This window comes from Streptomyces solicavernae, from assembly GCF_029968095.1.
Classification (GTDB): Bacteria; Actinomycetota; Actinomycetes; order Streptomycetales; family Streptomycetaceae; genus Streptomyces; species Streptomyces solicavernae.
Genome location: NZ_JASCIR010000021.1, coordinates 1 through 26,813 on the forward strand (window position 1 = coordinate 1; position 26,813 = coordinate 26,813).

A 26,813-nucleotide genomic window follows, 5' to 3' on the forward strand; every position below is an offset into this window, starting at 1 on the left:
AGTGAGACTTTAGCGGAATCCCGGCCCCGAACCTAATCGGGGCCGCGTCCTTTCGAACGCGGATTCCACATTCCGCAAAAGCACACGAAAAGAAGACCGCGACGATGCGCGGTTCGTTCGTTGGGTTCTTGCTGAATGGCTGTCCGGGGACCAACCGGAGTCGGCGCTCACGTCGGACAACTCGAAGGACTCTACGTAGGCCGAATGGCCCTGTCAACCTCGGGGTCGGGTGGCTAGGGTGGCTGCATGACTACGCACGCGTGCAGCAATCAGTGGTGGGCCGCCTGACGGCGGCCGGACTCACGTGTGCATCAACGGCCGCCGCCTCGGCGGCCGTTTGCGTATCCCCTTCCTGAGGACCGCGGCTCGGCCGGCGGACCGGCGGTGGCCCTGACTCAGGAGGAAGCAGCAGTGACGCGGATCTTCAGTGGCATCAAGCCGACCGGCCACCTCACCTTGGGGAACTACCTGGGCGCGCTGCGCCAGTGGGTCGAGGTGGACCAGCACCGCGCGGAGGCGTTGTTCTGTGTGGTGGATCTGCACGCCCTGACCGTGGAACACGATCCCGCGCGTGTGCGCAGGCTCAGCCGGCAGGCGGCGACGCTGATGCTGGCGGCCGGGCTCGATCCGGAGCGGTGTGCGGTGTTCGTGCAGAGCCATGTCGACGAGCACGCGCGGCTGTCGTATCTCCTGGAGTGCGTCGCCACTGACGGGGAGATGCGGCGGATGATCCAGTACAAGGAGAAGTCCGTGCGCGAGCGGGAGCGGGGCGGGAGTGTGCGGCTGTCGCTGCTGACGTATCCCGTGCTGATGGCGGCGGACATCCTGGCCCATGGGGCGGACGAGGTTCCGGTGGGTGAGGACCAGACGCAGCATGTGGAGCTCACGCGGGATCTGGCGGTGCGGTTCAACCAGCGGTACGGGCACACCTTTGTGGTGCCGCGGGCTACGCCGCCGAAGACCGCCGCGCGTGTGATGGATCTGCAGGACCCGTCGTCGAAGATGGGGAAGTCCCATGAGTCGGCTGCCGGGATCGTCTATCTGCTGGACGAGCCGGATGTCGTACGGAAGAAGGTTCTGCGGGCGGTGACCGACGGTGGGCGGGAGGTCGTGTACGACCGTGAGGGCAAGCCCGGGGTGTCGAATCTGCTGGAGATTCTGGCGGCGTGCGAGGGGTGCCGGCCGGAGGAGCTGAGCGGCGGCTTCGACTCGTACGGGGAGTTGAAGAAGGCCGTCGCCGAGGCCGTGGTCGAGTTGCTGCGGCCGGTGCGGGAGCGGCACCGGGAGTTGTGTGCCGAGCCGGGGCGGGTCGACGCGGTGCTGCGGGCCGGGGCCGCGAAGGCGCGGGGAACGGCGCGGCCGACGGTCGATGCCGCGTACCGGGCGATGGGGCTGATGCCTGCCGGTGGCGGGGCCTGAGGAGCGTGCGGCGCCGTTCGAAGGGAACGGCGCCGCAGGTGTCTCAGCCGTTGCCGGAGGCGAGTGCGCGGCTGCGGTCGCGGGCGGCTTCGAGGGCGGCGATGAGGGCCGCGCGTACGCCGTGGTTCTCCAGCTCGCGGATGGCGTTGATGGTGGTGCCCGCGGGGGACGTGACGTTCTCGCGGAGCTTGACCGGGTGTTCGCCGCTGTCGCGGAGCATCACGGCGGCGCCGATGGCGGCCTGGACGATCAGGTCGTGGGCCTTGTCGCGGGGCAGGCCGAGGAGGATGCCGGCGTCGGTCATGGCCTCTACGAGGAAGTAGAAGTACGCCGGACCCGAGCCGGAGAGGGCCGTGCAGGCGTCCTGCTGGGCCTCGGGGACGCGCAGCGTCTTGCCGACGGCGCCGAAGATGTCCTCGGCGTGGCTGAGGTCGGCCGCGCTGGCGTGGGAGCCGGCGGAGATGACCGACATGCCCTCGTCGACGAGGACCGGGGTGTTCGGCATGACGCGGACGACCGGGGTGCTGCCGGGGAGGCGTTCCTCGATGAAGGCCGTGGTGATGCCCGCGGCCGCGCTGATGACCAGGCGGTCGACGGTGACGTGCGGGGCGAGTTCGTCGAGGAGTGCGCCCATGTCCTGCGGCTTGCAGGCGAGGATCAGGGTGTCGGCGTGCTTGGCGGCTTCGGCGTTGGTGACCGGGTCGACGCCGTAGCGGGTGCGGAGTTCCTCGGCTCGTTCGGCGCGGCGGGTGGTGACCAGGAGGTCGGCGGGGGCCCAGCCGGCCCGGATCATTCCGCTGAGCAGGGCCTCGCCGATCTTGCCGGTGCCGAGGACTGCGACTTTCTGGGTCATGAGCGGTGCCTTCCGGTGAGTCGTCCGCGGTCATCCTCGCATCGGGCGGCGGTGGCGCGACCGGGTGTCCGATGGGCGGTACGGCTTCCTCGTACGGGAATGCGCGCTCGTACGGGAATGCGCGCTCGTGCGGCAGTGCGCGCTCGTGCGGCAGTGCGCGCTCAGGGCGTCCGGCGGCGGAGGGTGGCGGCGCCGAGGGCCAGGACCAGGAGGGCGCAGGCGGCGACGACCAGGATGTCGCGGATGAAGTCGGCGGTGACGTCGGTGTTCCGGAGGACTTCGTTCATGCCGTCGACCGCGTACGACATGGGGAGGACGTCGGAGATCCCCTCCAGTACGGGGTGCATGGTGTCGCGCTGGGCGAAGAGGCCGCAGAGGAGGATCTGGGGGAAGATCACGGCCGGCATGAACTGGACGGCCTGGAACTCGGTGGCCGCGAAGGCGGAGACGAAGAGGCCGAGGGCCGTGCCGAGGAGGGCGTCAAGGAGAGCCACCAGGAGGAGCAGCCAGGGCGATCCGGTCACGTCGAGGCCGAGGACCCACAGGGCGAGGCCGGTGGCGAGGGCGGACTGGACGACGGCGAGCAGGCCGAAGGCGAGGGCGTACCCGAGGATCAGGTCGGCCTTGCCCAGGGGCAGGGCGAGGAGGCGTTCCAGGGTGCCGGAGGTGCGCTCGCGGAGGGTGGCGATGGACGTCACCAGGAACATCGTGATGAGCGGGAAGATGCCGAGCAGGGAGGCGCCGATGGTGTCGAACACGCGCGGGTTGCCGTCGAAGACGTAGCGCAGCAGGAGCAGCATCACGCACGGGACGAACAGCATCAGGGCGATCGAGCGCGGGTCGTGGCGGAGTTGGCGCAGCACGCGCGCGGTGGTGGCGAAGGTGCGGGGCGCGGAGAGGGCGGGGGCGCGGGGCGGGGTGGGGGCCTGGGCCGGGGCGGTGTCGGTTGCGGGGGTGGTCATCGCGCCGGCTCCTGTCGGTCGTCGTCGGTGGTGGTGGTGGCACGGTCGGCGTGCGCGCGGGCGTTGGCCTCGTCGACCAGGTGGAGGAAGGCGGACTCGACGCTGCCCGAGGTGCCGCGCAGGGCGTCCGGGGTGTCGTCGGCGAGGATCGCGCCCTCGCGCATGAGGAGGAGGCGGTGGCAGCGCTCGGCTTCGTCCATGACGTGCGAGGAGACGAGCAGGGTGGTGCCGCGCGTGGCGATGGTGTGGAAGAGGTTCCACAGGTCGCGGCGGAGGACCGGGTCGAGGCCGACGGTGGGTTCGTCGAGTACGAGGAGTTCGGGGCTGCCGAGCAGGGCCACGGCGAGCGAGGCGCGGCTGCGCTGGCCGCCTGAGAGGGTGCCGGCCAGGGCGTCGGCGTGCGAGGCGAGGTCGACGTCGTCGATGACGCGCGTGACGTCGGCGTGGCGGCGGGCGGCGGCCGCGCGGCCCGGGTCGAGGATCGCGGCGAAGTAGTCGAGGTTCTGGCGGACCGTCAGGTCGTCGTAGACGGACGGGTCCTGGGTGACGTACCCGATGCGGGAGCGGAGTTCGGGGGCGCCGGCCGGGCGGCCGAGGACCTGGAGGGTGCCGGTGACCTTGGCCTGGGTGCCGACGATCGCGCGCATCAGCGTGGTCTTGCCGCAGCCGGAGGGGCCGAGGAGTCCGGTGACCTGGCCGCGCGGCACGTCGAAGCCGAGGTCGCGGAGGACGGGGCGGCCGCCGCGTACGACGGAGAGGCCGGTGGCGTGGATCGCGGTGTGCACGGCTGCGCTCCTTCCGGACGAATAATTCATCACGTGATGAATAATCCTCCTGGGTAGGGCTTGGCGTCAACTGGTAGGGCTTGGCGTCAAGGTGCAGGGCGGGCGTCGGCGGACCGGGGCCGGCCGCCGGGCTGTGGCTACTTCCGCTACTCCCGCTACTCCCGCTACTTCCGCTTCTTCCTGCGGTTCGCCGGGTTGCCCGCGCGGCGGGACGTACGGCGTTCGTACTGCTTGACGGCGGCTTCGTACTCCGCGCGGCGGAGCTTTTCGCCGGGGGCCTCGGTGAGGGAGCGCAGGAAGTACGCGAGCAGCACGCCGACGAAACCGATCGCCGTCATGGAGCGCAGCGCCTGCTGGGTCCGCGGGTCCGGGCGCCGGTTGTACGCGTCCCAGGTGCGGCGGAACGCGAGCGCGCTGCACACCGCGAAGACGGCCACGACGAGCAGGTCGACGAAGGAGCCGACCTGGGCGATCTCCAGTCCCTCGTACGCGAACCGCAGCAGCAGGCAGCCGCCGAACGCGGCCGAGATCGAGCCGAGGGCGACGGCGGCGCGGCGCAGCCCGTACTTGCCGGAGTGGTCGAGCCAGTGCGTGCCGAAGAAGCGAATGGGCTCGGGCTCGGGGCCGCCCGGGCCGTCCTGGCCGGCCGGGCCTTCGGGGGTACGGGGTGCCGATTCGGATGCGTCGCTCACGGTGCCGATTATCGCGCGCGGCGGGCGCTGTACGGAGTGCGCGATACGGAGTGCGCGCTACCGCCCCCGAGGCCGCCCGTTGTCGGTGGGGCGCGCTAGTTTGGTCGGGTGGCCGGGCTGGGCGGCCGGCGGCGAGGTGACTGGGGGAGGTCGGCGCAGTGCGGCTGCGATCAGGGGATCCGGAGACGATCGGCGGCTACCCGCTGGAGGGGCGGCTCGGCGCGGGCGGCATGGGCACCGTCTATCTGGCGCGTACGGCGTCGGGGCGGCGGGTCGCGATCAAGCTGATCCATCAACAGTTCGCGGACGACGAGGAGTTCAGGACCCGGTTCCGGCAGGAGGTCTCGGCGGCCCGGCGGGTCAGCGGGGCGTTCACGGCGGCCGTGGTCGACGCCGACCCCGAGGGCGCGCACCCGTGGATGGCCACGGCGTACATCGAGGGCGCCACGCTCTCCGAACGGATCACCTCGGGCGGGCCGTTGGGCGGCGCCGAGCTGCGCACCCTCGCCGTCGGCCTGGCCGAGGCGCTGCGCGACATCCACCGGGTCGGCGTGGTGCACCGCGACCTCAAGCCGTCCAACGTGGTGCTCTCGGCGGAGGGCCCGCGCGTGATCGACTTCGGCATCTCGCGCGCCGCCGACCACCAGACGCTGACGATGACGGGGCGGGTCATCGGCACGCCGCCGTTCATGTCGCCCGAGCAGTTGCAGGCGCCGAGGGACGTGGGCCCGGAGTCGGACGTGTTCTCGCTCGCCACGCTGCTCGTGTTCGCGGCGACGGGGCAGGGGCCGTTCGACGCGGACAGCCCGTACCTCACGGCGTACCAAGTGGTGCACGAGGAGCCGCGGTTGAGCGCCGTGCCGGCGGAGCTGCGGGCGGTGGTCGAGCCGTGCCTCGCGAAGGACCCGGGCGCGCGGCCGTCCACGGACGAGCTGCTCGCCCAGCTCCTCGCGCTGCCGGAGGACTTCGGGGCGGGGGCGGGTGGCGCGGCCGGAGGTGCCGTGGACTCCGCGACGCAGGTGCTCGGCGGCGGCGCGGGTGATCTGTCCCGTTCGCAGCCGGACCAGGTGGGGCCCCGTACCGGCTCGCGCACGCTCACCGGCATCGGGCCCGGCCTGCGCAGGCGTTGGCGGTCCGTGCTCGCGGCGGCCCTGGCGGTGGCTGCCGTCGCGGGCGGCGTCGCCTGGCTCGGCCCGGACCGCGGCGCGGGCACGCAGAACACGGCGCAGGGCGGCGGACCCGCGTCCCCGTCCACCGGGAAGCCGCTGCCCGAGGGCTTCGCGCCCTGGGAGACGTCGGTGCGGGGCGGGAAGGGCATCCCCGACGAGCTGCGCTGCGTGCCGCGCGGCGCCGACCTGTACTGCGGGGGCGGCGGCGTAGTCGCCACCCGCCTGCGGGCCGCCGACGGCAAGCGTTTGTGGACGGTACGGAGCCCTGGGGTGCCGGCGAACGGGATGCACTTCGTCGGGGTGACGGGGACGGGCACAGGCATGAGCACGGGCGGGGGCACAGGCACGGGCGGGGAGCCGGTGTCCGGGGCGGCGGCATCGAGGGGCGAGGGCCCGCGTGCCGCTGCGTCGGGGGGCGAGGGCCCGGGTGCCGCTGCGGCCGGGGGCGTGACCGTCGTCGGGTACCGCATCCCCGCCGAGTCCGCGCCGGAACAGGTCGTCGCGCTGACCGAGGCCGGCAAGGAGCGCTGGTCCGCGCCGCTGGGCGGGGAGTCGACGCTGCTCACGGGCCGTACGCAGAGCGCTGTGCTCTACCGCGGGGACGTGCTGTCCGTCGACCCGGCGGGTACGCGGATCGAGGCGCGGCGGGCGGGCGGTGACGGCAGCGTGCGCTGGTCCCGGCCCTTCCCGCCCGGTACGCAGTGCGTGCCGTACGCCCCGAATCCGCGCGCGGCCCGGCTCTACGCGCTCTGCGCGTCGGCGGCGGAGGTGGAGTCCGTGCAGGTCACCCGGCCGACGTTGCGCGTACTCGACCCGGCGGACGGGCGGCTCGGCGAGCCGGTCCAGCTGACGGGGCGGTGGCGGCCCGTCGGTGAGGCGGACGGCAAGCTCGTCCTCGCCGAGGAGCGGATGGAGGGGCTGGACTTCGCCGGGTACTCGGCGGTGGCGCTGTTCGACCCGCGGACCGGGAAGGTCGCCGAGCATCCGCTGCGCGGGGCGGACGGGGGCGCGGTCACGGTCGACGAGGGCGCGGATCCCACGGTCGTCGCGGGCGCGCTGCACTTCGTGGAGCGGAGCGGACAGGTGTACTGCGTGGACCCGGCGAGCGGGCGGGTGCGGTGGTCGCGGCAGACCGGCGTCGAGTGGGCCTCGGCGCCGGTCGCCTCCGACGGGGTGCTGTACTTCGGCTCGGCCAGCGGGCGCGTCGCCGCGCTCGGCGCGCGCGAGGGCGAGCTGCGGTGGTCCTCGCCGCCTCGGGTCGAGAGTCCTGGGAGCGAGATGGGGGCGACGGCCCGAGTGGTGGTGGCCGGTCGGGCGGTGATTGCTTCCGCGGGCGGGAACACGGTGTTCGGGTTCGATGCGGAGCGGCCGCCGTCGGAAGGGTGAGGGCTGTCCCTCCCCTGGCCTTCCGGTGGGCCGGGCCCGAGCTTCCGCGCGTACCCGCCGTGGTGTGTCCGCCTCATCAGCGACTGACCGTCCATCGTGGCTGGTCGCGCCCACGCGGCGGAGCCGCATATGTCACAGCCCCGCGCCCCTCATCGGGGCGCCCCGGCCCGCCGCCGTACGAAACGCTCAGCAGCGCGGTGCCACGTACCCGTCGCTGCCCGTGCGGATGTACGCGTCCGAGACGTACCGGCCCGTGCCTATTCGGCTCCAGATGCGGGTCGTCCCCAGCGGGCCCGTGATCGTCTGGCCCGGGGTCTGGCACTGCAGGGTGACGCGGCTGCCCGCGTCGAGGCGGCCGACCTTGGCGTACGAAGTGCCGGGGCCCGAGCGGACGTTGACATCCGCCACCACCGTGTACGTACGCGTGCTGGCCGCCGCGGTCTGCATCGCCGAGGCCGTGTCTCTGATCGTGACCTGCTCACTCATGCTGCACTCCCCCGTGTCAGCGGCACGCCGCTGTGCGTGCCGTCCCCCATGAGGACGAACGGAGGGCCCCCGCCAGTTCCCTGGACGGGGGCCCACCGCAACGCAAAGTGACTCAGCCGAGCTTGGAGACGTCCCGCACCGCGCCCTTGTCCGCGCTGGTCGCCATCGCCGCGTACGCCCGCAGCGCGGCGGAGACCTTGCGCTCGCGGCCCTTCGGGGCGTACGTGCCGCCGAGCGTCGTCTCGCGACGCGCCAACTCGTCCTCGTCGACGAGGAGTTCGATCTGGCGGTTCGGGATGTCGATGCGGATGCGGTCGCCGTCCTCGACCAGGGCGATCGTGCCGCCGGAGGCCGCCTCGGGCGAGGCGTGGCCGATGGACAGGCCCGAAGTGCCGCCGGAGAAGCGGCCGTCGGTGATCAGCGCGCAGGCCTTGCCGAGGCCGCGGCCCTTCAGGTACGAGGTCGGGTAGAGCATCTCCTGCATGCCGGGGCCGCCCTTCGGGCCCTCGTACCGGATGACGACGACATCGCCCTCCTTGACCTGCTGCGTGAGGATCTTCTCGACCGCCTGCTCCTGCGACTCGCAGACGACCGCCGGGCCCTCGAACGTCCAGATCGACTCGTCGACGCCCGCCGTCTTCACGACGCAGCCGTCCACCGCCAGGTTGCCCTTGAGGACCGCGAGGCCGCCGTCCTTGGAGTAGGCGTGGGCGACGGAGCGGATGCAGCCGCCCTCGGCGTCCGTGTCCAGGGTGTCCCAGCGCTCGGACTGCGAGAAGGCCTCGGCGGTGCGCTTGCAGCCGGGCGCCGCGTGCCACAGCTCCTCGGCCTCGGCGGAGACGGCACCACTGCGCACATCCCACTCGGCCAGCCAGCTGTCGAGGTCGGCGGAGTGCACGGAGTGCACGTCCTTGTTGAGCAGGCCGCCGCGGTGCAGCTCGCCGAGCAGGGCCGGGATGCCGCCCGCGCGGTGCACGTCCTCCATGTAGTACGTCTTGCTGCCCGCGACGTTCGGGGCGACCTTCGACAGGCACGGCACCCGGCGCGAGACCGCGTCGATGGCGTCGAGCCCGAACGGAACGCCCGCCTCCTGCGCGGCGGCGAGCAGGTGCAGGATCGTGTTGGTGGAGCCGCCCATGGCGATGTCGAGGGCCATGGCGTTCTCGAAGGCGTTGAACGTGGCGATGTTGCGCGGCAGCACGGACGCGTCGTCCTGGCCGTAGTACCGCTCGGTGAGCTCGACGACCGTGCGGCCCGCGCGCTCGTACAGGCTCTTGCGGGCCGTGTGCGTGGCGAGGACGGAGCCGTTGCCCGGCAGGGACAGGCCGATGGCCTCGGTCAGGCAGTTCATGGAGTTGGCCGTGAACATGCCGGAACAGGAGCCGCAGGTCGGGCAGGCGTTCTCCTCGATGCGGAGCATGTCCTCGTCGGAGATCTTGTCGTTGACCGCGTCCGACATCGCGTCGACCAGGTCGAGCGTGCGGACCGTGCCGTCGACGAGGGTGGCGCGGCCGGACTCCATCGGGCCGCCGGAGACGAAGACCGTCGGGATGTTCAGGCGCAGGGCGGCGTTCAGCATGCCCGGCGTGATCTTGTCGCAGTTGGAGATGCAGATCAGGGCGTCCGCGCAGTGCGCCTCGACCATGTACTCCACGCTGTCCGCGATCAGGTCGCGGGACGGCAGGGAGTAGAGCATGCCGCCGTGGCCCATCGCGATGCCGTCGTCCACGGCGATGGTGTTGAACTCGCGCGGGATGCCGCCCGCTTCCTTGATCGCCTCGGAGACGATCCGGCCGACCGGCTGCAGATGCGTGTGGCCGGGCACGAACTCCGTGAAGGAGTTGGCGACGGCGATGACGGGCTTCCGGCCGATGTCCGCGCCGGGTACACCGGAGGCCCGCATAAGGGCGCGGGCGCCCGCCATGTTGCGGCCGTGGGTGACTGTGCGCGACCTCAGCTCGGGCATCGCCGCTCGCTTCCTACTCCAGGCCCTGCGACGGGTCGGCGGGGCCTACTACGGGTCAGACTGCCTTCGAGAGTACGCCCAAGATCCAAGATCCGGACACCCTGTCCGAAATGCGGGACGCCGCGCTCACGTACCGGGCACCGCGGCCCGGCGTACGGCGCTCAAGGCTGCGTCAGGTACCGCTGCAGCGTCGGCGCGACCTGCGCGATGATCTCCTCCTGGTCCACCGACGCCAGCGGCTCCACCTTGATCACGTACCGCACGAAGGCGATCCCGATCATGTGCGAGGCGGCGAGCTCCGCGCGGAACTTCGGCTCCGGCACGTCCAGGTCGCCCGCGACCCGCTCCAGGAGCCGGCGCAGTACGAACGAACGCAGCGCCTTGGCCGCCGCCTCGTGCGTCACCGCGGAGCGGATCACGGCGAGGAGCGGGGCGCGCGTGGCCGGGTTCTCCCAGATTGAGAAGAAGAACCGGGCGAGCCGCTCGCCGACCTGCTCGGGGCCTTCGGCCATGACGGCGGGGAGGATCAGGGCGGGCTCGAAGCTGACCTCGATCGCGGCGGCGAAGACCTCGTCCTTGCTGCCGAAGTAGTGGTGCACGAGCGCCGGGTCGACGCCCGCGACCTTGGCGATGCCGCGTACGGACGTCTTGTCGTAGCCGCGCGCGGCGAACTCGGAGCGGGCCGCCGTCAGGATCCGCTCGCGGGCCGCGGGGCCCTGGTCCTGCTCGGTGCGCGAGGGCCGCCCGCGGCGGCGCGGGGGCTCGGCGGGCCGGTCGGGCTCGGCGGGCCGGTCGGGCTGGTCGGGCTCGGCGGGCCGGTCGGGCTCGGCGGGCCCGCCGTTCACGCGCGCTCCGAAGCGGCCCGGCCGGAGGACGCCCGGCCAGACGAAGCGCCACCGGACGAAGCCCCGCCGGACGAAGCCCTGCCGGACGAAGCCCCGCCGGACGAAGCCCCGCCCGCGGGCGCCCGGCCGGAGGGCGCCCCGCCGGAAGCAGCCCCGCTCAGGGCGGACGCGAGGTGGAGCCGGGTGAAGGCCAGGGCCTCGGCGAGGTCGGCCTCGCGCTCGGCGCTGGACATGGCGCGGCGGGTGTTGACCTCGATCACGACATGGCCGTCGAAGCCGCCGAGCGCGAGCCGTTCGAGGAGTTCGGCGCAGGGCTGGGTGCCGCGCCCCGGGACCAGGTGCTCGTCCTTGGCGGAGCCGTTGCCGTCGGCGAGGTGGATGTGGGCGAGCCGGTCGCCCATGCGGTCCACCATCTCCAGGGCCTCGGTGCGGGCGGTCGCCGTGTGCGAGAGGTCGACGGTGAAGTGCCGGTAGTCGTCCTTGGTGACGTCCCACTCGGGTGCGTACGCGAGCATCTCGCGGTCGCGGTAGCGCCACGGGTACATGTTCTCCACCGCGAACCGCACGTCCGTCTCGTCGGCCATCCGCCACAGGCCGGTGACGAAGTCACGCGCGTACTGCCGCTGCCAGCGGAACGGCGGGTGCACGACGACCGTGGACGCGCCGAGCTTCTCGGCGGCGGCCTGGGCGCGCTGGAGCTTCACCCACGGGTCGGTGGTCCAGACGCGCTGCGTGATCAGCAGGCAGGGCGCGTGCACGGCGAGGACCGGGATGCCGTGGTAGTCGGAGAGGCGGCGCAGGGCCTCGATGTCCTGGCTGACGGGGTCGGTCCAGACCATGACCTCGACGCCGTCGTACCCGAGGCGCGCGGCGATCTCGAAGGCCGTCGCCGTCGACTCCGGATAGACCGAGGCGGTCGACAGGGCGACCTTCGCATCCGGGACGCGCACCACTGGTTCTGCCACGAAGGACAGGGTACGGGCCACGGGGCCCCGCCCGGACGGTGACGTCCGGCACTCACGGAGCAGGGGTGGTCATGCTCTCGTCCAGCTGGACGCCCTCCGGAAGGTGGTCGAGGCGGCGCAGGATGACGCCCTCGCGCAGCGCCCAGGGGCAGATCTCCAGGGTCTCGACGCCGAACAGGTCCATGGCCCCCTCGGCGACGAGCGCGCCCGCGAGCAGCTGGGCCGCGCGCCCCTCGGACACCCCGGGCAGCTCGCCGCGCTCGGCCACGGTCATCGCGGCCAGCTGCGGAACCCAGTCCTCCAGGGTCTTCCGCTTCAGCTCCCGCTGGATGTAGAGCCCCTCGGCGGAACGCGCGGCTCCGGCGAGCCTGGCCAGCTGCTTGAAGGTCTTCGATGTGGCGACCACGTGGTTCGGCGAGCCGAAGCGGCTGAACTCGCCGACGGTTCGGGCGATCTGGGCCCGTACGTGCCGGCGCAGCGCCTTGACGTCCTGCGGGTCGGCGGGGTCGGCGGGCAGCCAGGCGGAGGTGAGCCGGCCGGCGCCGAGCGGCAGCGAGACGGCCGCGTCGGGGTCCTCGTCGATGCCGTACGCGATCTCCAGGGAGCCGCCGCCGATGTCGAGGACGAGCAGCTTGCCCGCGGACCAGCCGAACCAGCGGCGGGCCGCGAGGAACGTGAGCCGCGCCTCGTCCTCGCCGCTGAGCACCTGCAGCTCGACCCCGGTGGCCTCCTTGACCGCGCGCAGCACCGCGTCGGCGTTGCTCGCCTCGCGCACGGCGGAGGTGGCGAAGGAGAGTACCTCCTCGCAGCCCTTGTCCTCGGCGGCCTCCAGGGCCTCAAGGACGGTCGTGATCAGCCGGTCGACGCCCTCGGGGCCGATCGCGCCCGCGGGGTCGAGGAGTTGGGCGAGCCGCAGCTCCGCCTTGTGCGAGTGCGCGGGCAGCGGTCGCGCGCCGGGGTGGGCGTCCACCACCAGCAGATGCACCGTGTTCGAACCCACGTCGAGGACACCGAGTCTCATACGGAAAACGCTAGCGCCCTCCGCAGGCCCACCGGTCCACTCCACCAGGTCCGCACGCATACCCTGGATCTGTGGCCAAGACGAAAAAGGCGAAGACCGACAAATCTTCCACGGCACCCAAGAAGAACGGGAAGAGCGGGAAGAACGGGCAGAGCGGGACGAACGGCAAGCACGACGGCAAGCACGGCAAGAAGGCCGGGGCCGCCGTGCCGGACGAGCAGGGCCTGGACTTCGCCCGCGCGTGGGTCGAGTTTCCCGACCCTGCCGACGACGAGCAGGTCTTCCGCTGCGACCTGACCTGGCTCACCTCGCGCTGGACCTGCATCTTCGGCAGCGGCTGCCAGGGCATCCAGGCGGGGCGCGCCGACGACGGCTGCTGCACGCTCGGGGCGCACTTCTCCGACGAGGACGACGAGAAGCGCGTCGCAGGGCATGTGGCCAAGCTCACGCCGGAGATCTGGCAGCACCACGACGTGGGCATGGAGACCGGCTGGATCCAGGAGGACGAGGACGGCGAGCGCCAGACCCGCCGCTTCGAGGGTTCCTGCATCTTCCAGAACCGCCCGGGTTTCGCGGGCGGCGCGGGCTGCTCGCTGCACATCCTGGCGCTGCGCGAGGGCCGCGAGCCCCTGGAGACCAAGCCGGACGTCTGCTGGCAGCTCCCGGTCCGCAGGACGTACGAGTGGATCGACCGGCCCGACGACACCCGGGTGCTGCAGATCTCCATCGGCGAGTACGACCGCAGGGGCTGGGGCCCGGGCGGCCACGACCTGCACTGGTGGTGCACCTCGGCGACCTCGGCGCACGGCGCGGGCGAGCCGGTGTACGTCTCGTACCGCCCGGAGCTGATCGAGCTGATGGGCAAGGAGGGGTACGAGCGGCTGGCCGAGCTGTGCGAGGAGCGGCTGGCGTCCCAGCTCCCGCTGCTGGCCCCGCATCCGGCGGACCCCGCCTGAGCCCTGCGCGGCGCCTCGGGCCGGGCTGCTGAACCGTCACTGCTCGGCGTTGCACCGTCACTGCTCGGCGTTGCTGAACCGTCACTGCCCGGCGATGCACCGTCACTGCTCGGCGTTGCTGAACCGTCACTGCTCAGGGCTGCTGAACCGTCACTGCTCAGGGCTGCTGAACCGTCACTGCTCAGCGGTACGGGCTCGGTGAGCCCGAACCCGAAGGGCTTGTCGTCGGGTCCGTGGGCGAGGGGCCGGTGGGGCTCGGCTCGGTCGGCGTCGGGTCCGTCGGCGAGGGGTCGGTGGGGCTCGGGTCGGTCGGAGTGGGGTCCGTCGGCGTGGGGTCCGTGGGGCTCGGGTCGGTCGGCGTCGGGTCGGTGGGCGTGGGGTCCGTGGGGGTCGGGTCGGGCGGCGAGGTGGGGCGGCCCGGGTCGCTGGGCGAGGGGGAGCCCGCGCCGCGCCCGTCGATCACCACCACCGAGTTCCCCGGACCGATCCGCACGCGCGCGTGCCACGTGCCCGCGGGCTCCCGGCTCTCGTCGACGTACACCCGGACCGTCGTGGACTGCCCCGGTTCGAGCACCCCCGTGGTCCGGCTCAGCCGCAGCCAGGACGCGCCCTCGTACGCCGACCAGTGCACCGGGGCGCCTCCGGACGCGGTCAGCGTGATGAGCGTCGAACCCCCGCCGGGCTGGGCGTCCACGGTCAGCCGCCCGGGCCCCACCCCCGTACGCGAAGGGGCGGCGCCGGGGCTGATCACCTCGACCGAGACGTCCGAGGCGCGGCCGTCGTCCGTGAATCCGGGGTCGGGCTCGCTGCGCGCGTTGCCCGCGTTCTCGTAGTGGTCCGCGCGGCCGCCCTCCAGGCCCTCGCCGCTGTCCTCGCTGGCGGTGACCGAGCGGCCGTCCATCGCCTCGCCGGTCAGCGGTGCGCCCCGGTAGGCCGCCCACAGGGCGAGCACCGGGGCCGCGACGACGGTGGCCACGACCGTCGTCGTCACCGCGCGTGCGCGCATCCGGTCCCGGCGGGCCGCGTGGTCCTTGGGGTCCATGGGGAAGCCCCGCCGGTCGAACCGCGGCGCCTGCCCACGCGCGCGTGGCGCGCGCGCCATCGCGCCGTGCACGGCGGCCCGCGGCGCCGGGACCACCGGCAGCGCGGCGGGCGCGGCCGCGGTGCCCGGCCAGGCGACGGCCCCCGCGCGCTCGGCGGTACGGCGGCAGCGTGGGCAGTCGTCGACGTGCCGGACCAGCTCGCGGCGGAGCGCCGCACCCAGGAACACCTGCTGGTCGCCGGTGAGCCGGACGATTCCCGGGCAGGCGCCCTTCTCGACGACGGCGAGCGCGGCCCGGGTGCGCTCCACCTCGCAGGCCGCGGCGGCGAGCAGCTCACGCGCGGCGTCCCCGTCGAGGCCGAGCACGGCCGCGACCTCGCCGGCCGACAGGCCGTGCCGGACCGCGAGCTCCAGGGCCTCGCGCTGCTCGGGGGTGGTGCCTGCGGCCTCCGGCCAGGCCAGCAGGGCGAGTTGGCGCCGCCGCTCCCCGTCGACCGCGTCCGGGACGGACGCCGCCCCGCCGCCGCTCTGCGCGGGCCGGCCCGCCACATGGGCGCCGCCCTGCCGCTTGCGCCTGGCCTCGGCGAGCCGGCGCAGACAGGACCAGCGCGCGAGCGCGTACAGCCACGCGCGGCGGGCGTCCGGCTTCTCGGGGGCGCGTGACGAGCGCCGTTCGGCGAGCGCGAGGACGTCGCCGAGCGCGGCGGTGGCGGCGTCGTGGTCGCACAGCACGGACAGGCAGTACGTGAACAGGCCGTCCAGATAGGGCTCGTGGCGCGCCGACGGTTCCTGCGGGACGGTCCTGGGCGCACGACGGTGCGCCCGGTGTGCGCCGGTGGTCTTCGTGGGATGCTCCGGGCTACTGGTCGTCACGCGTGCGACGGTATGGGCCGGGCCCTGCGGCGGTCCGCCCGCTTCCGCACCTTTAATCCTTACGGGTGAACAGATCCCTCGAAAGGGGACAGGAACGCCGCATTCCGTCGCGGTGGCCGGGCGGGGGCGCAAAGGAGCACGCCCCGGTGCACAGGTGCCGGGAGGGCGGTCACGACCGCCCCCGGGCCGGATTGTCAGTGGCCCCCGCTACGGTTTCGCACATGGCTGCCCGTACGAAATCCACCAAGGACCGTCCGTCGTACCGCTGCACGGAGTGCGGCTGGCAGACGGCCAAGTGGCTCGGCCGCTGCCCCGAGTGCCAGGCCTGGGGCACGGTCGAGGAGTACGGCGCGCCCGCGGTCCGCACCACCGCCCCCGGCCGCGTCACCAACTCCGCGCTTCCCATCGGCCAGGTCGACGGCCGCCAGGCCACCGCCCGCTCCACCGGTGTGGACGAGCTGGACCGGGTGCTCGGCGGCGGCCTCGTGCCCGGCGCCGTGGCGCTGCTCGCGGGCGAGCCCGGCGTCGGCAAGTCCACGCTGCTGCTCGACGTGGCGGCGAAGGCGGCGAGCGACGAGCACCGCACGCTCTATGTCACGGGCGAGGAGTCCGCGAGCCAGGTCCGCCTGCGCGCCGACCGCATCGACGCTCTGAACGACCACCTGTATCTGGCCGCCGAGACCGATCTCTCCGCCGTTCTGGGCCACTTGGACGCGGTCAAGCCCTCGCTCCTGGTCCTCGACTCGGTGCAGACGGTCGCCTCGCCGGAGATCGACGGCGCCCCCGGCGGCATGGCCCAGGTGCGCGAGGTCGCGGGCGCCCTGATCCGCGCCTCCAAGGAACGCGGCATGTCCACGCTCCTCGTCGGCCACGTCACGAAGGACGGCGCCATCGCGGGCCCCCGCCTCCTGGAGCACCTGGTGGACGTGGTGCTGCACTTCGAGGGCGACCGGCACGCGCGCCTGCGCCTGGTCCGCGGCGTCAAGAACCGTTACGGGGCGACGGACGAGGTCGGCTGCTTCGAGCTGCACGACGAGGGCATCACCGGACTCGCCGACCCCAGCGGCCTCTTCCTCACCCGCCGCGCGGAGCCCGTCCCCGGCACCTGCCTGACCGTCACCCTCGAAGGGCGCCGCCCCCTGGTCGCCGAGGTCCAGGCGCTCACGGTCGACTCCCAGATCCCCTCCCCCAGGCGTACGACCTCCGGTCTGGAGACCTCCCGCGTCTCGATGATGCTCGCCGTCCTCGAACAGCGCGGCCGCATCAGCGCCCTGGGCAAACGGGACATCTACAGCGCGACGGTCGGCGGCGTGAAGCTCTCCGAGCCCGCCGCCGACCTGGCGGTCGCCCTCGCCCTGGCCAGCGCGGCCAGCGACACCCCGCTGCCGAAGAACCTGGTCGCGATCGGCGAGGTCGGCCTCGCGGGCGAGGTCAGAAGGGTCACCGGCGTCCAGCGCAGACTGGCCGAGGCCCACCGCCTGGGCTTCACGCACGCACTCGTGCCCGGCGACCCGGGCAAGGTCCCGGCCGGCATGAAGGTGACCGAGGTCGCCGACATGGGCGACGCCCTGCGCGTGCTGCCGAGATCCCGCCGCAGAGAGCCCCGCGAGGGGTAGGCCCTGCCTTCGGAGCACCGCACCTTGGGGAGCAGGCGGGACTCTGCGGACACTGCCGGGGACCGCCGGTAGACTTTGCCCCGGTCTCGCCCATCCGTACGAACCAGGGGCCGTACGAGCAAGGGCCGTACGGCACCGCGCACCAGGCGTTCCGTACACACCGAGGGCGAGGAAACCGCGACCGGAGGAGTGCAGTGGCAGCCAATGACCGGGCGGCAGCTCCCGGCAAGTCGGGTGGGAGCTCCGGCGACGGTTCGACGGGGTTGATGCGCTCCTCGCTGAGCGCGGTCGCGCCCGGTACGGCACTGCGCGACGGCCTGGAGCGCATCCTGCGCGGCAACACCGGCGGGCTCATCGTGCTCGGCTCGGACAAGACCGTCGAGGTGATGTGCACCGGCGGCTTCGTGCTCGACGTGGAGTTCACCGCGACGCGACTGCGCGAGCTCTGCAAGCTCGACGGTGGCATCGTGGTCTCGTCGGACCTCTCGAAGATCCTGCGGGCCGGCGTCCAGCTCGTGCCGGACCCGACGATCCCCACCGAGGAGACCGGCACCCGGCACCGCACCGCGGACCGGGTCAGCAAGCAGGTCGACTTCCCCGTGGTCTCGGTCTCCCAGTCGATGCGCCTGATCGCGCTGTACGTCGACGGGCAGCGCCGCGTCCTTGAGGACTCCGCCGCGATCCTGTCCCGCGCCAACCAGGCCCTGGCCACCCTTGAGCGGTACAAGCTCCGCCTGGACGAGGTCGCGGGCACGCTCTCCGCCCTGGAGATCGAAGACCTGGTGACGGTCCGGGACGTGACGGCGGTCGCCCAGCGCCTGGAGATGGTCCGCCGCATCGCCACGGAGATCGCCGAGTACGTGGTGGAGCTCGGCACCGACGGCCGCCTTCTCGCCCTGCAGCTGGACGAGTTGATCGCGGGCGTCGAGCCGGAGCGCGAACTCGTCGTACGGGACTACGTGCCGGCGCCGACCGCCAGGCGCTCCCGCACCGTCGAGGAAGCGCTCCACGAACTCAACGACCTCACCCACCCCGAACTGCTCGAACTGCCCATAGTGGCAAGGGCGTTGGGGTACACGGGTTCGCCCGAGACGCTGGACTCGGCGGTCTCGCCGCGCGGCTTCCGGCTGCTCGCCAAGGTGCCGCGGCTGCCCGGCGCGATCATCGACCGCCTGGTGGAGCACTTCGGCGGCCTGCAGAAGCTGCTCGCCGCGAGCGTGGACGACCTGCAGACGGTGGACGGCGTCGGCGAGGCGCGTGCGCGCAGCGTCCGCGAGGGGCTGTCCCGGCTGGCGGAGTCGTCGATTCTGGAGCGGTACGTGTAGCTGGGGCGGGTCTTACGTCGACCGCCCCTCGCCGTCGTCCGGGGCAGGTCTTCCGGGGCAGGTCTGCTGGCGGCTGCCGCCCCGGACCCCGCCCCGCTCCCTTTCCGGCCTCCACCTCGAACGCCGGACGGGCTGATGGTTACGCCTCCTTGAGCACGAACGACGTCCGTGCCGTCGGCAGCCCCGGCGTCTTCGCCTCGACCAAGTACGTACCGGGCTCGGCCGAGCCGGGCCGTGGGGTGGCGCACTGCTTCTCGCTCGGCTTGCGGTCCCAGTCGACGGTGTGCGTGAACTTCCCGCCCTGGGCCACCTTCAGGAACACATGGCCGGGTCCGGCCGGGCAGTCGTCCGAGGCCCACAGGACGTCGCCGCCGTCGGCCTGAGTGATCGTCAGGACCGTGCCCTCGGGGCCGACGTCGATCTTGCAAGGGCCGGCCGAGGTGTTCTCGGCGATCAGCTCGAACTTCGGCTTCTCGTCCGGCTCGTACTCGTTGCGGACGCTGCGCAGGGTCCACATCACCTGGGACGGCGTGCAGTTGGCGAGCGCCGCGCCCGCGGGCACGCGCGTACCGGAGCCGTCGGCTACGCCGTTCTCGCCCACGTCACCCTTGGTACCGCCGGCGCCCCCCGCGCCGCCGCCCGAGCCCGAACCGGAACCACCGCCCGACCCCCCGCCGTCGCCCGACTCATCCCGTCCGCCCGGCTGTTCGCTGATCGCGGGGCCGGAACCGGAGGGTCCGGGAGTGATGGAGGGCGCGGGCCCCTTGCCGTCCGGCGTGCCCGATCCCCGGGTGACGCTGCCGCCACCGCCGGTGACGGCCCAGGCGGCGAGCAGCGCGAGCACCGCGACCACGGACAGCAGAACCGCCCTCCGGCGCCAGTAGATGGACGAGGGAAGCGGCCCGATCGGATTACGCAGAGATCCCACGGACCGAACCTTACGAGAGATCGGCCCCAACTCCCGCCCCCACCCGCCGCCCTGGCCCCGGACTTTTACGGATCATCAGCCCGCAGCCCGACCCTGCGGGCACCGGAACACGACCTGCGTACGGCATGCTCCCGGCCGTGCGCGGGAGGCGGGCTGGTCTCGTCGGCCCGTGGCGTCCAGGACCATGGAGGGCATGGACAGCAACACTCCGGTCGACACCTCCGACCTCTACCGCGACATCACCGGCTTCGCGCACGACACCCCGGCCTGGCTGCAGACCGTGGCCGAAGTGTGGACCGAGCTCGGGCTGTTGCTCTTCGGCGTGCTCTTCACGGTGGCCTGGTGGCGTGCGCGGCGCGGCGATCCGCGCGCCCTGGCGATATCGGTGCTCGCGCCGCTCGGCACCGCTTTCGCCTATGTGGTCAGCGAGTTGTTCAAGTCGGTGGTGGACGAGGACCGGCCGTGCCGGGCGGTCGCGGGTGCGGCGGCGTCCCTGGTGGAGTGCCCGCCGGTGGGCGACTGGTCCTTCCCCAGCAACCACTCCACGATCGCGGGCGCCGCCGCCGTCGCCCTGCTGCTCGCCCGGCGCTCGCTCGCCTGGCTGACGCTGCCGATGGCGGTCCTGATGGCGTTCTCGCGGGTCTTCGTCGGCGTGCATTACCCGCACGACGTGGCGGTGGGCCTGCTGCTCGGCGCGCTCGTCGCGTTCCTCGTCGTACGGATCGGGGCCCGGCCCGGCGCGCGGGTCGTCGGGGCGATGCGCGGCTCGTCAACGGGCGCGGTCCGCTGGTTCGCCGGTCCCGGTGACGACGCCGTACGGGGTGCGGCGCCCGGCGGGTACGCGGCCGCGCCCCCGCAGCCCGGCCCGTACCAGGACGAGCGGACCCGCTGAGGCGACGGGGCGACGGGGCGGCGGACCGCGTACGGCACGGCAATGTCCCCGCCCCCAACTCGCCCGTGGGACACTCGCCGTGCCATGACTGCGACCGCTTCCACACCCCAAGCACCCGACGCTCCCGACGCGTCGCACTCGCTCCACGCGCCCGTCATCGCGTGGTTCGAGGCGCACGCACGCGACCTGCCCTGGCGCCGCCCCGACGCGGGCCCGTGGGGCGTGATGGTCAGCGAGTTCATGCTGCAGCAGACCCCGGTCAGCCGGGTCCTGCCGGTGTACGAGCAGTGGCTCGCGCGCTGGCCGCGCCCCGCCGACCTGGCCAAGGAACCGCCCGGCGAGGCGGTCCGTGCCTGGGGCCGGCTCGGCTACCCGCGCCGCGCGCTGCGGCTGCACGGCGCGGCCGTGGCGATAACGGAACGGCACGGCGGCGACGTACCGCGCAGGCACGCGCAGCTGCTCGCGCTGCCCGGCATCGGGGAGTACACGGCGGCGGCCGTGGCCTCGTTCGCGTACGGGCAGCGCCATGCGGTGCTCGACACGAACGTGCGCCGGGTGTTCGCGCGGGCGGCGACCGGCGTGCAGTACCCGCCGAACGCCACCACCGCCGCCGAGCGCAAGCTGGCCCGCGCGCTGCTGCCCGAGGAGGACGCCACGGCCGCGCGCTGGGCCGCCGCCTCGATGGAGCTCGGCGCGCTTGTCTGCACCGCGAAGAACGAGGACTGCGCGCGCTGCCCGATCGCCGCCCAGTGCGCCTGGCGGCTCGCCGGGAAGCCCGCGCACGAAGGCCCCGCCCGGCGCGGCCAGACGTACGCGGGCACCGACCGGCAGGTGCGCGGCAAGCTGCTCGCCGTGCTGCGGGAGGCCGTCGCGCCGGTGCCGCAGGCCGCGCTCGACCGGGTGTGGGACGAGCCGGTGCAGCGGGCCCGCGCGCTGGACGGCCTGGTGGCGGACGGTCTCGTCGAGCCGCTGCCGGGCGGTCTTTACCGGCTGCCGCTGAGCTGATCCCGTACGCACTTGTCTTCGAGGCCCGCACGGCTCCGGTCGCGCGGGCCTTCGCCTTGCGTCTGGGCGCGTACGCCCGGAAATCCTTTCCCTACGCCGCCCCTACACCGCGCGAATCCGGGCCGATCAGGCATAGCACCGGGCATTTTTAGGCGCCGCTTACCCCTGTTACACAACCGAGGGGTAGCCGTGCGCCCGCCGCAGGCTGCTTCGCGAAGCGCCGTTACACCGCCTCCGTAGCTTCGGAGATGTACCGGAGAGACGGACCGGAGAGACGGACCGGAGAGACGGACCGGAGAGACGTCCGGTTCCACGGCAGGTGTGAGGGATGGAGGCGGTTGACGATGGCGCACGGCGAGGTGCTCGAATTCGAGGAGTACGTCCGTACCCGGCAGGACGCCCTGATGCGCAGCGCCCGCCGCCTCGTGCCCGACCCGGCCGACGCCCAGGACCTGCTGCAGACCGCGCTGGTGCGGACGTACCACCGCTGGGACGGGATCGCCGACAAGCGGCTCGCGGACGCCTACCTCCGCCGCGTGATGATCAATACGCGTACCGAGTGGTGGCGGGCCCGGCGCCTGGAGGAGGTGCCCACCGAGCAGCTGCCGGACGCCGGCGTCGACGACTCCACGGAGCAGCACGCGGACCGCGCCCTCCTGATGGACGTCCTCAAGGTCCTCGCACCCAAGCAGCGCAGCGTGGTCGTCCTGCGACACTGGGAACAGATGTCCACCGAGGAGACGGCTGCCGCCCTCGGAATGTCGGCCGGTACGGTCAAGAGCACGCTGCACCGGGCGCTCGCCCGACTCCGCCAGGAGCTGGAGAGCCGCAACGCCGAGACCGGCGCCGACGGCGTGCTCGGAGTTAAGGAGCGGGAGCGTTGCACGGCCTGAAACGCCTCGGCGGCCCCGAGGACAGCCCCAAGGGCGAACCCGGGAGCAGGCCCAAGGGCGAACCCGGGAGCAGGCCCAAGGGCGAACCCGGAAGCGGGCCCAAGGGCGAACCCGGGAGCAGGCCCAGGGGTGGATCCAAGGCGGGGAGTGCGGCTGCGGCGGCGCTCGCCGCCCTCGCCCTTTCCGTGTGCAGCCTCGTCTCGTGCAGCACGGGCGGCACCGGCACGCGCGACGAGGGCCCCGCCCGCAGCGACCAGGTCGCCCAGGGCTCGCCCGCCCCGTCCGCGAAGCCCGGCAAGGAGCACACGGTCGACCCGGTGCGGCTGGTGCGCGAGGACCCCAAGGTCAGCAAGGCGGTCAAGGCCGACCTGAAGCCGTGCGCGGGCGACTCCTATCCGGTGGACGTGAGTTACGGGAACTTGACCGGAGGATCCCGCAACGATGTCGTGGTCAACGTCCTGACCTGCTCAGACGCCATCGGCATCGGGTCGTACGTCTATCGCGCCAAGGGCGGTGCGTACGAGAATGTGTTCCGCACCGAGGAGCCCGCCTCGTACGCCGAGATCAACGCGGACGGGCTGACCGTCACGCGGCAGACGTACACGAAGGACGACTCGGTGGCCTTGCCCTCCGGCGAGGACATCACCCTCTACGAGTGGCGGGACGGCGCCTTCGTGCAGACCGGCCACTGGACCAACCGATACGGCAGCGCGGGCAGCGACGTCAGGCCCGCGCCCGAGGAGAACTGAGAGCGAGCGGATGGCCGAGCAGACCCATGTCCTGTTCGTCGAGGACGACGACGTCATCCGCGAAGCGACGCAGCTCGCCCTGGAGCGCGACGGCTTCGTGGTCACCGCCATGCCGGACGGCCTGTCGGGGCTCGATGCGTTCCGGTCGGACCGGCCGGACATCGCGCTGCTCGACGTGATGGTGCCGGGGCTCGACGGGGTCTCGCTGTGCCGGCGCATCCGGGACGAGTCAACGGTGCCGGTGATCATGCTCTCGGCACGGGCCGACTCCATCGACGTGGTCCTCGGCCTGGAGGCCGGCGCCGACGACTACGTGACAAAGCCGTTCGACGGTGCCGTGCTCGTCGCCCGTATCCGGGCCGTGCTGCGCCGTTTCGGGCACGCGGGCGGGCCGGGGCACGGCTCGGGGCACGGCTCGGGGGGCGGCGCGGCGGACGAAGGTGCCGGACAGGTGAACGGGGGCGTGCTTGTCTTCGGCGACCTGGAGGTGGACACCGAGGGCATGGAGGTGCGGCGCGGCGGCGCGCACGTCGCCCTGACGCCCACCGAGATGCGGCTGCTCCTGGAGTTCTCGGCGGCCCCCGGCACGGTCCTCTCCCGCGACAAGCTCCTGGAGCGGGTGTGGGACTACGGCTGGGGCGGGGACACCCGCGTCGTGGACGTCCATGTGCAGCGGCTGCGCACCAAGATCGGCCAGGACCGGATCGAGACCGTCCGCGGCTTCGGCTACAAGCTCAAGGGACAGGGATAGCTCCCGGAATGAGGCTGACCGACCTGCGTACCGACCTGCGTACCGACCTGCGTACGGGGCTGCGTACGGGGCTGCGTACGGGGCTTCCCAGGGGACTGCGTGCGAGGCTGCCCGAGAAGTTGCCGAAAGGGCTGCGCACCGGCATCCGCTGGAAGCTCAGCGCGGCGATCGCGCTGGTCGGCGCCCTGGTGGCGATCGCGCTCAGCCTCGTCGTGCACAACGCCGCGCGGGTCTCGATGCTGGACAACGCCCGCGACCTGCAGGACACCCAGCTGCAGATGGCGCAGCGGCTCTACGAGTCCTCGAAGAGCCCGCGCCTGCAGACCAAGATCGACGACCCGGAGCTGCCGCCCGAGCTGCGCGCCAAGGCCGAGGCCGGCCGCCGCGCCACGCATGTCGAGGAGACCGACGGCGCCCCGGAGATCTGGGCCGCGACGCCGGTCAGCGGCGGCCACATCCTCTCCCTGCACTCCCGCTTCACCGACCGCAGCGCCACGATCATGAAGGACCTCGACCAGGCCCTGATCATCGGCTCGATCGCGGTCGTCTTCGGCGGCTGCGCCCTCGGCGTGCTGATCGGCGGCCAGCTCTCCCGCCGCCTGCGCGAGGCCGCGGCGGCCGCGCACATGGTCGCCCAGGGCGAGACCGAGGTCCGGGTACGGGACGCCATCGGCGGTGTCCTACGTGACGAGACCGACGATCTGGCGCGCGCCGTGGACGCCATGGCCGACGCCCTGAAGCAGCGGTACGAGGCGGAGCGCCGGGTCACCGCCGATATCGCGCACGAGTTGCGCACCCCGGTCACCGGACTGCTCACGGCGGCCGAGCTGCTGCCGGACGGGCGGCCCAGCGAACTGGTCAAGGACCGCGCGCAGGCGCTGCGCACGCTGGTCGAGGACGTGCTCGAAGTCGCCCGCCTGGACGGCGCGTCCGAGCGGGCCGAGCTGCAGGACATCACGCTCGGCGAGTTCATCACGCGGCGCGTGCGGGCCATGTACCCGGACGTGGAGGTGCGGGTGGTGCACGAGTCCGAGGTGACGACCGACCCGCGCCGCCTGGAGCGGATCGTCGGCAACCTCCTGGCCAACGCCACGAAGCACGGCGGCGCCCCGATCGAGATCTCCGTCGAGGGCCGGGTCATCCGCGTACGCGACCACGGCACCGGCTTCCCCGGGGACCTCCTCGCCGACGGCCCGAGCCGGTTCCGCACCGGCTCCACGGACCGCGCGGGCCACGGCCACGGCTTGGGCCTGACCATCGCCGCAGGCCAGGCCCGCGTCCTCGGCGCCCGCCTGACGTTCCGCAACGTGGGCGCGGAACACGGCGCCGGTCCGGCGGAGGGCGCGGTGGCCGTCCTGTGGCTCCCGGAACACGCCCCGACCAGCACGGGAAGCTATCCGATGCCGGAGCTGGGGAGCCTCGGGGTGAGCTGAGCCGATCGGCTCGCGCCCGGCCCGGCGGACGTCTCCTGCGGCCCCACTCCTCGGACCTTGGCTCCAGGGGCCTCGACGTACCGCCGGGCGACCGGACTCTCAGGCGGACTCGGCCGCCGGCTCGGCCTTCTTCTCCGGCCCCGCCCCCTTGAGCGGCACCTCCTTGACGAACAGCGCCGCGAGGAACGCAAGCACCGCGATCGCCGAGCCGAGCAGGAACGCCCCGTGCGTACCGGACGACACCGCGAACTGGTACGCCTCCCGCATCGCCTCCGGCAGCTTCGCCAGGCTCGCCGCGTCCAGCTGGGCGTTGGGCAGCGCGCCCCCGCCACCGGGCACCCGCTCCGCCATCTCGTGGGCGACCCGGTCGTTGAACAGCGCACCCATGAGGGCGACCCCGAAGGAGCTGCCGAGCGTACGGAACAGCGTGGTGGACGAGGACGCGACGCCCATGTCCTTCATCTCGACGCTGTTCTGCGCGACCAGCATGGTGATCTGCATCAGGAAGCCCATGCCCGCGCCGAGCACCGCCATGTAGAGCCCGGAGGTCAGCCGGGACGTGCCGGTGTCCATCTGCGCGAGCAGGAACAGCCCGGCCACCATCAGCGCGCCGCCGGCGATCGGGAACATCTTGTACTTGCCGCTGGTGGTCGTGACCCGCCCCGCGATCAGCGAGACCACCATCATCGACAGCAGCATCGGCAGCAGCAGCAGGCCGGAGTTGGTCGCCGAGGCGCCCTGCACGGACTGCTGGTACAGCGGCAGGAACAGCACCGCTCCGAACATCACGAAGCCGGTGATGAAGCCGATCACGGACATCAGCGTGAAGTTGCGGCTCCGGAAGATGTGCAGCGGCACGATCGGGTCGGCCGCCCGCGTCTGCGAGTAGAGGAACGCGCCGAGCGACGCCACGCCGAGCACGGACAGCCCGACGATCATGGTCGAGCCCCAGGCGTACTCCGTACCGCCCCAGGTCGTGACCAGGACGATCGCGGTGATGCCGACGGTCAGGAGGGCCGCGCCGACGTAGTCGATCCGGGCCTGCGAGCGCTTCTTCGGCAGGTGCAGGACGATGGAGACCGCGGCGAGGGCGATCACGCCGAGCGGCAGATTGATGTAGAAGGACCAGCGCCAGCCCCAGTTGTCGGTGATGGTGCCGCCGACGAGCGGCCCGCCGATCATGGCGAGCGCCATCACGCCGGCCATCATGCCCTGGTAGCGCCCGCGCTCACGGGGCGGGATCAGGTCGCCGATGATCGCCATGACGCCGACCATGAGACCGCCGGCGCCGAGGCCCTGGACCGCGCGGAAGCCGATCAGCTGGCCCATGTCCTGGGCCATTCCGGAGAGCGCGGAACCGATCAGGAAGATCACGATCGAGGTGAGGAAGGTACCCTTCCGCCCGTACATGTCGCCGAGCTTGCCCCAGATCGGGGTCGACGCGGCGGTGGCGAGCGTATAGGCGGTGACCACCCAGGACAGGTGCTCCAGACCGCCGAGCTCGCCGACGATCGTCGGCATCGCGGTGCCGATGATCATGTTGTCCAGCATCGCGAGCAGCATCGCGATCATCAGCGCGAGCAGCACCACCCGCACGCTGCGCTTGGGCGGTTCGTCCGCCCGTTCCCCCGGTTCGGCCGCCACCGCGGCCTCGGATATCGCCATCGAGATCACTCCCCGTACTTACTTGCCGCCCGGCAAGTTGGTTACCATAAGGGAAGGTAGACCGTAAACTAGCCGGGCGTCAAGTAAGTGCATGTCCCCGTACGCACCCGTTCATGTCCCGTACGACGACGGCCGA

General features: G+C 72.7%; 23 protein-coding genes. 11 read left to right on the forward strand and 12 right to left on the reverse strand.

The features are described 5' to 3' along the window. Window positions 1-411: 411 nt before the first annotated feature. Window positions 412-1,419 carry a tryptophan--tRNA ligase gene (gene trpS / locus QIS99_RS22150; RefSeq protein WP_282515330.1) on the forward strand — a complete coding sequence of 336 codons (1,008 nt, stop codon included), beginning with the start codon at window positions 412-414 and terminating at the stop codon, window positions 1,417-1,419. A gap of 43 nt (window positions 1,420-1,462) precedes the next feature. On the opposite strand, the gene proC is transcribed toward trpS, so the two are convergent. The 4 genes from proC to QIS99_RS22170 all read right to left on the reverse strand — a co-directional run bounded on the left by proC (window position 1,463) and on the right by QIS99_RS22170 (window position 4,711). Continuing rightward, window positions 1,463-2,272 carry a pyrroline-5-carboxylate reductase gene (proC, locus tag QIS99_RS22155; RefSeq protein ID WP_282515331.1) on the reverse strand — a complete coding sequence of 270 codons (810 nt, stop codon included), beginning with the start codon at window positions 2,270-2,272 and terminating at the stop codon, window positions 1,463-1,465. A 161-nt stretch (window positions 2,273-2,433) separates the two neighbouring features. Continuing rightward, window positions 2,434-3,234, reverse strand: a complete 801-nt coding sequence (locus QIS99_RS22160; protein WP_282515332.1) for an ABC transporter permease — start codon at window positions 3,232-3,234, stop codon at window positions 2,434-2,436. Then, window positions 3,231-4,049 carry an ABC transporter ATP-binding protein gene (locus tag QIS99_RS22165; protein WP_282515421.1) on the reverse strand — a complete coding sequence of 273 codons (819 nt, stop codon included), beginning with the start codon at window positions 4,047-4,049 and terminating at the stop codon, window positions 3,231-3,233. Before QIS99_RS22165 ends, QIS99_RS22160 begins: the two co-directional genes overlap by 4 nt. 134 nt (window positions 4,050-4,183) lie before the next feature. After that, window positions 4,184-4,711, reverse strand: coding sequence for an EamA/RhaT family transporter (locus QIS99_RS22170; RefSeq protein WP_282515333.1), 528 nt, complete (start codon window positions 4,709-4,711; stop codon window positions 4,184-4,186). A 158-nt stretch (window positions 4,712-4,869) separates the two neighbouring features. Between QIS99_RS22170 and QIS99_RS22175 the strand changes: the two genes are divergently transcribed. Then, the gene (locus tag QIS99_RS22175; protein WP_282515334.1) at window positions 4,870-7,266 is read left to right on the forward strand and encodes a protein kinase domain-containing protein; all 2,397 of its coding nucleotides are present in this window, start codon (window positions 4,870-4,872) and stop codon (window positions 7,264-7,266) included. Between the two features lie 186 nt (window positions 7,267-7,452). On the opposite strand, the gene QIS99_RS22180 is transcribed toward QIS99_RS22175, so the two are convergent. From QIS99_RS22180 to QIS99_RS22200, 5 genes are all read right to left on the reverse strand, one after another. Next, window positions 7,453-7,752 carry an SH3 domain-containing protein gene (locus QIS99_RS22180; protein WP_408909605.1) on the reverse strand — a complete coding sequence of 100 codons (300 nt, stop codon included), beginning with the start codon at window positions 7,750-7,752 and terminating at the stop codon, window positions 7,453-7,455. A 112-nt stretch (window positions 7,753-7,864) separates the two neighbouring features. Continuing rightward, window positions 7,865-9,718: a dihydroxy-acid dehydratase gene (gene ilvD, locus QIS99_RS22185; protein ID WP_282515335.1), complete on the reverse strand. Its 1,854-nt coding sequence runs from the start codon at window positions 9,716-9,718 to the stop codon at window positions 7,865-7,867. 161 nt (window positions 9,719-9,879) lie between these two features. Beyond that, a complete protein-coding gene (locus QIS99_RS22190) occupies window positions 9,880-10,563 on the reverse strand; it encodes a TetR/AcrR family transcriptional regulator (protein ID WP_282515336.1) in 684 nt (227 codons plus the stop codon). Beyond that, window positions 10,560-11,528 carry a sugar phosphate isomerase/epimerase family protein gene (locus QIS99_RS22195; RefSeq protein WP_282515337.1) on the reverse strand — a complete coding sequence of 323 codons (969 nt, stop codon included), beginning with the start codon at window positions 11,526-11,528 and terminating at the stop codon, window positions 10,560-10,562. The genes QIS99_RS22190 and QIS99_RS22195 overlap by 4 nt, the downstream gene beginning before the upstream one ends. A 52-nt stretch (window positions 11,529-11,580) precedes the next feature. Then, entirely contained in the window at window positions 11,581-12,549 is a 969-nt protein-coding gene (locus QIS99_RS22200) for a Ppx/GppA phosphatase family protein (RefSeq protein ID WP_282515338.1), read from the reverse strand. A 71-nt stretch (window positions 12,550-12,620) separates the two neighbouring features. Here QIS99_RS22200 and QIS99_RS22205 point away from each other — a divergent pair, with 71 nt between their 5' ends. Continuing rightward, window positions 12,621-13,505 (forward strand): hypothetical protein, encoded by an 885-nt coding sequence (locus tag QIS99_RS22205; protein ID WP_282515339.1) that lies wholly within the window; start codon window positions 12,621-12,623, stop codon window positions 13,503-13,505. A 181-nt stretch (window positions 13,506-13,686) separates the two neighbouring features. Here QIS99_RS22205 and QIS99_RS22210 read toward each other — a convergent pair whose 3' ends face one another. Further along, window positions 13,687-15,420 carry a BACON domain-containing protein gene (locus tag QIS99_RS22210; protein ID WP_282515340.1) on the reverse strand — a complete coding sequence of 578 codons (1,734 nt, stop codon included), beginning with the start codon at window positions 15,418-15,420 and terminating at the stop codon, window positions 13,687-13,689. Window positions 15,421-15,641: 221 nt separating this feature from the next. Between QIS99_RS22210 and radA the strand changes: the two genes are divergently transcribed. Continuing rightward, a complete protein-coding gene (radA, locus tag QIS99_RS22215; protein ID WP_282515341.1) occupies window positions 15,642-17,036 on the forward strand; it encodes a DNA repair protein RadA in 1,395 nt (464 codons plus the stop codon). A 194-nt stretch (window positions 17,037-17,230) separates the two neighbouring features. Further along, window positions 17,231-18,361: a DNA integrity scanning diadenylate cyclase DisA gene (gene disA / locus QIS99_RS22220; RefSeq protein ID WP_282515342.1), complete on the forward strand. Its 1,131-nt coding sequence runs from the start codon at window positions 17,231-17,233 to the stop codon at window positions 18,359-18,361. 139 nt (window positions 18,362-18,500) lie between these two features. On the opposite strand, the gene QIS99_RS22225 is transcribed toward disA, so the two are convergent. After that, window positions 18,501-19,289, reverse strand: a complete 789-nt coding sequence (locus QIS99_RS22225) for a hypothetical protein (protein ID WP_282515343.1) — start codon at window positions 19,287-19,289, stop codon at window positions 18,501-18,503. A 184-nt stretch (window positions 19,290-19,473) separates the two neighbouring features. On the opposite strand from QIS99_RS22225, the gene QIS99_RS22230 reads away from it, so the two are divergent. The 6 genes from QIS99_RS22230 (at window position 19,474) to cseC (ending at window position 25,012) form a co-directional block, all read left to right on the forward strand. Continuing rightward, complete coding sequence (locus QIS99_RS22230; RefSeq protein WP_408909608.1) at window positions 19,474-20,181, forward strand: phosphatase PAP2 family protein; 708 nt, start codon at window positions 19,474-19,476, stop codon at window positions 20,179-20,181. Between the two features lie 84 nt (window positions 20,182-20,265). Further along, window positions 20,266-21,186 (forward strand): HhH-GPD family protein, encoded by a 921-nt coding sequence (locus QIS99_RS22235; protein ID WP_282515345.1) that lies wholly within the window; start codon window positions 20,266-20,268, stop codon window positions 21,184-21,186. 344 nt (window positions 21,187-21,530) lie between these two features. Continuing rightward, complete coding sequence (locus tag QIS99_RS22240) at window positions 21,531-22,079, forward strand: SigE family RNA polymerase sigma factor (RefSeq protein WP_282515346.1); 549 nt, start codon at window positions 21,531-21,533, stop codon at window positions 22,077-22,079. After that, on the forward strand, window positions 22,067-22,828 hold the full coding sequence (locus QIS99_RS22245; protein ID WP_282515347.1) for a hypothetical protein: 762 nt from the start codon (window positions 22,067-22,069) through the stop codon (window positions 22,826-22,828). The genes QIS99_RS22240 and QIS99_RS22245 overlap by 13 nt, the downstream gene beginning before the upstream one ends. A gap of 10 nt (window positions 22,829-22,838) precedes the next feature. Further along, window positions 22,839-23,579, forward strand: coding sequence for a two-component system response regulator CseB (gene cseB, locus QIS99_RS22250; RefSeq protein ID WP_282515348.1), 741 nt, complete (start codon window positions 22,839-22,841; stop codon window positions 23,577-23,579). Window positions 23,580-23,587: 8 nt separating this feature from the next. Beyond that, complete coding sequence (cseC, locus tag QIS99_RS22255) at window positions 23,588-25,012, forward strand: two-component system sensor histidine kinase CseC (RefSeq protein WP_408909606.1); 1,425 nt, start codon at window positions 23,588-23,590, stop codon at window positions 25,010-25,012. Between the two features lie 99 nt (window positions 25,013-25,111). On the opposite strand, the gene QIS99_RS22260 is transcribed toward cseC, so the two are convergent. Continuing rightward, window positions 25,112-26,677: an MDR family MFS transporter gene (locus QIS99_RS22260; protein WP_282515349.1), complete on the reverse strand. Its 1,566-nt coding sequence runs from the start codon at window positions 26,675-26,677 to the stop codon at window positions 25,112-25,114. Window positions 26,678-26,813 lie beyond the last annotated feature (136 nt).

Coding starts and splice junctions, on each gene's coding strand:
- QIS99_RS22180 (WP_408909605.1), bottom strand. CDS start 7,752: ATGAGTGAGCAGGTCACGATCAGAGACACGGCCTCGGCGATGCAGACC.
- QIS99_RS22235 (WP_282515345.1), top strand. CDS start 20,266: ATGACTGCGACCGCTTCCACACCCCAAGCACCCGACGCTCCCGACGCG.
- QIS99_RS22200 (WP_282515338.1), bottom strand. CDS start 12,549: ATGAGACTCGGTGTCCTCGACGTGGGTTCGAACACGGTGCATCTGCTG.
- cseC (WP_408909606.1), top strand. CDS start 23,588: ATGAGGCTGACCGACCTGCGTACCGACCTGCGTACCGACCTGCGTACG.
- radA (WP_282515341.1), top strand. CDS start 15,642: ATGGCTGCCCGTACGAAATCCACCAAGGACCGTCCGTCGTACCGCTGC.
- ilvD (WP_282515335.1), bottom strand. CDS start 9,718: ATGCCCGAGCTGAGGTCGCGCACAGTCACCCACGGCCGCAACATGGCG.
- QIS99_RS22260 (WP_282515349.1), bottom strand. CDS start 26,677: ATGGCGATATCCGAGGCCGCGGTGGCGGCCGAACCGGGGGAACGGGCG.
- QIS99_RS22160 (WP_282515332.1), bottom strand. CDS start 3,234: ATGACCACCCCCGCAACCGACACCGCCCCGGCCCAGGCCCCCACCCCG.
- cseB (WP_282515348.1), top strand. CDS start 22,839: ATGGCCGAGCAGACCCATGTCCTGTTCGTCGAGGACGACGACGTCATC.
- QIS99_RS22240 (WP_282515346.1), top strand. CDS start 21,531: ATGGCGCACGGCGAGGTGCTCGAATTCGAGGAGTACGTCCGTACCCGG.
- QIS99_RS22230 (WP_408909608.1), top strand. CDS start 19,474: ATGGAGGGCATGGACAGCAACACTCCGGTCGACACCTCCGACCTCTAC.
- proC (WP_282515331.1), bottom strand. CDS start 2,272: ATGACCCAGAAAGTCGCAGTCCTCGGCACCGGCAAGATCGGCGAGGCC.
- QIS99_RS22165 (WP_282515421.1), bottom strand. CDS start 4,049: ATGAATTATTCGTCCGGAAGGAGCGCAGCCGTGCACACCGCGATCCAC.